Origin of the sequence: Streptomyces sp. NPDC000151, from assembly GCF_040301705.1 — a bacterium.
Classification (GTDB): Bacteria; Actinomycetota; Actinomycetes; order Streptomycetales; family Streptomycetaceae; genus Streptomyces.
Genome location: NZ_JBEPFC010000276.1, coordinates 1 through 3,561, shown reverse-complemented (window position 1 = coordinate 3,561; position 3,561 = coordinate 1). Strand labels below are relative to the sequence as shown.

Annotated in this window: 2 protein-coding genes and 1 pseudogene; all 3 read left to right on the top strand. The window is 74.5% G+C overall.

The features are described from left to right. A partial coding sequence (locus ABT381_RS35395; RefSeq protein WP_351602118.1) for a PucR family transcriptional regulator occupies positions 1-1,091 on the top strand: 1,091 nt, incomplete at its 5' end. Positions 1,092-1,179: 88 nt separating this feature from the next. Then, the gene (locus tag ABT381_RS35390; RefSeq protein WP_467754806.1) at positions 1,180-2,469 is read left to right on the top strand and encodes a DUF1266 domain-containing protein; all 1,290 of its coding nucleotides are present in this window, start codon (positions 1,180-1,182) and stop codon (positions 2,467-2,469) included. A gap of 624 nt (positions 2,470-3,093) precedes the next feature. Continuing rightward, a pseudogene (locus ABT381_RS35385) lies at positions 3,094-3,561 on the top strand (hypothetical protein); the annotation flags it as partial.

Sequence of the window (3,561 nt, the reverse complement as noted above, 5' to 3'; positions counted from 1 at the left end):
CCCGGCTGGCGGGCGAGCACCTGGCGGCGGCGCGCAGCGGGCGGCGCAGCCCGCACCGCGTCCTGCTCGGCAACGCGACGTACTCCCTCTTCCCCATCCGCAGCGGCGGCCGCGACCTGCGCGAGACCGTGCTCTCGGACTGGCTGCTGGCCGTCGAGGCGGACGCCGGTGACTGGCCGGCGGAGCGGCTGGACCTGCTGCAGGGCGTCACGCAGCTGATCGCCGTGGAGCGGGACCGGCGCGACGCGGCCCGCACGGTGCGCCGACGGCTCGCGCAGGAGGTGCTGGAGCTCGTACAGACCGGTGCCCCGCCCGCGGAGATCGCCGCCCGGCTGCGGGTCGCCGCGCCCGTGCTGCTGCCGGGCCTGGGCACGGCGCCGCACTGGCAGGTCGTGGTCGCGCGCGTCGAGTGGGACGGCGGGGACCTGCCCGGCGGCCCGGTCGCGCAGACCCTCCTCGAAGAGATCCTGGTCGACCCCGGCAGCGCGGGCCCCGACCCGGCGGACCGCATCGCCGTGGCGCACACGGGGGACGAGGCGGTCGCGCTGGTACCGCTGCCCGCGCTGCACGAGGACGACGCGGACACCAAGACCGAGGGGCTGAACGCCGAGGAACTGCTCCGGGCGGTCCAGGAGCCGCTGGCCCGCGGGCTGTCCGACGACGGCCGGCTCACCATCGGCGTCAGCGCCGCCGTCCACTCGGCGGAGGGGCTGCGCGGCGCGCTGGAGGAGGCCCGGCACGCCCGCCGGGTCGCGGCGGCCCGGCCGGGCCCGGTGGCCGCCGCAGGGCACGAGGAGCTGGCCTCGCACGTCCTGCTGCTCCCCTTCGTGCCCGACGACGTGCGCCGCGCCTTCACGGCCCGGCTCCTGGACCCGCTGCGGGACTACGACCGCCGGCACCGCGCCGAGCTGATCCCCACCCTGGAGGCGTTCCTCGACAGCGACGGCTCCTGGACCCGCTGCGCCGGCCGCCTGCACCTGCACGTCAACACCCTGAGGTACCGCGTCGGCCGCATCGAGCAGCTCACCGGTCGGGACCTGTCCCGCCTGGAGGACAAGCTGGACTTCTTCCTGGCCCTGCGGATGACGTGAGCACCGCCGGCCGGGCTCCGCGCGTCGATGTGATCACCGCGCGACAGGCGCTGCACCGCCGGTGATCACCGCTCGATAGGCTTTGCCCATGGCGATGACGAACGGGCCGGAGGCGGCCGCCGAGCCGGGCCCCGCGGAACGGGAACCGGCGGCCCCGGCCTGGCAGGCGCCGAGCGAGGTCGAGCAGCGGCTGTACGACGCGAAGACGCGCGGGGACTGGGCCGCCTACTTCGAGGTACTGGGCCACACCGAGCTCTTCATCGCCGACTCCCGCGCGGCGGCCGACGCCCACCCGGGCACGGTGCGCTTCCAGCCGTACTGGGACCAGCGCACCGGCACCCCGTGCCTGGCCGTCTTCACCGCCGGCATGCTGCCCGCGCCCGTCGAGGACCCGGTCTTCTTCTCCGCCTCCCTGGACTGGTACGCCCGCAAGTGGGAGCCGCACGACCCGCCGTGGCTCGCCGTGAACCCGGGCAGCCCGTGCGAGGCGTACTTCCCGACCTCCCCCGAGCACCGGACCGTCTGGCGGCAGCACGGCTCCGACGCCGGCACCTGCGGCTGCAGCCATGAACACATGCGGCTGCGCGCCCTGCACGTGGGCGGCCCGCTGCACGGCCCGGTGGCGCACGGTCTCGCGTGCGGGGCCCTGCTGTTCGTCAAGAACGGCGAGCTGTGGAACTCCATGGCGTACCACGGCGGCGGCTACACCCACGAGAAGGCCCGGCTCAAGGAATGGTGGGGCGTCACCAGCCGCGAGGACTGGCTCAGCACCCAGAACCGGCTGCTCCAGGCCGACATGGTGAGCGAGGTCTGGGAGTTCGCGCTCGCGGTGCGGCGGTCGCTCGCGCTGGACTTCGCGGGCGCGGTGAGCGTGGACCACTGGCGCGAGGTGGCCGAACGCGTGCTGCGCCACAACGCCGCGAAGGGCGCCGAAGTACGGCTCACCCCCGACGGCGTGACGAAGAGCGAGCCGCCCAGCGACGCCGAGGTCGCCTCCCAGGTCGCCGGGATGCGGCGGCTCATCGGCCGCATCGCACGGTACGAGGCGCGGTTCCGCGCGGACGGGGTGCTCGGCGCGGACAAGTTCGTGCGGTCCGTCGAGGCGTGGGACTACGGACGCGCTTCGGGCATGGCCCGCTGGGGGCTCGGCGCCCGTTACTGCACCTTGGAGGAGGCCGAGCAAGCGGTTCTCCGGGCCGGGCGCGCCGCGCGGAACACCTATCGGTCGTGGGAGGACTTCGCCGCCGGGTACGTCCTCGGCCGCTGCCTTCACTTCGACGACGAGGAGTTCGGTACGTGGTACGAGGAGATGGCGACCTGCCACCGCATCCTCACCACCGACCCGGCCAGCCCGTGGCGGAACATCCCCTGGGAGTAGGGCGCGTCTTTCGGATCATCCCGGGGCCGCGACTCCCCCAGCTACCGCTGGGAGGTGCCCCCAGGCACGGCACCTCGCGGCGTTGTCGCAATGCCCACGTACAACCCGGTACGAGGGCAATGCTCCGCCTTGCGATGCTCCCCCGTAGCCCTGAACGGGCACGGGAGGTGCCCCCAGCACCAGACGCCGCGACCTGATCCGGGCTGATCCAAAAGACACGCCCTAGGGCCACGCGGTCGGCGCGGAGGATGATCTTCACCCCGCCACGCGTCCACCGCCGCCTCCGTCACCGGGCCCGCCCGCCGGGAGCACGGGGCGTACGGCGCACCGCGCGCGGCGCACGGCCGAGGGCGCGACTCCGGGTCACCCCTTCGAGCGGCTTTCGGTCTCCCTCGCGGCGGCGATCGAAGCGCCAGGTCAGGGCGCCCGACGACAGACCGCCCGGTCGGACACCCGCACCGGAGCGCCGCGTTCGACTCTCCTAGCGGCTCAACTCCGGTCCGTACACGGCCCACCGGAGATTGTGAAATCATTCACCCAACCCCTTGGCCCCACGCCGAAATCCGTGCTGAGATTCGCCCACTGCTTCCAGTCCAGCTCAAAGGTGCGCTCGGGGAGGGCAATGTGGCGGACACCGCCATGCCGGAATCTGCCGAATCGGACGGGTCCGAAGGATCTGTCGAACGACTGCCGGTGCCGGGAGCACCGGTGACGGGACTGCCGGCGGCCAGGACCGCAGGCCCGGCCGCGGACGGGGTGGGGGACGACCCACTGGACCGAGCGGTCTGGCGGCTCCGGTCCCGCGGCTGCTGGGAGGACGCGGCCGCACTGCTCGCGCCGCACACCGCGGCCCACCCGACCGCCGCACTCCGCCGCGCGGCGCTCCTCGTGGAGCGCTGCATGTTCACCGGCGCCGGCTGGGCCGAGGCCGAGGACGCGCTGCGGTACGCCGAGGCCCGTGCGGGCACCGACGACGAGCGCGGCGACGCGGCCTGCGAGCGCGGCCATCTCGCCTACGCCGCCACGGTCCTGGGCGTACGCGACCGCGCCGACGAGGCCAGGGCGGCGCTCGGCCGCGCCGCGGCGCTGCTG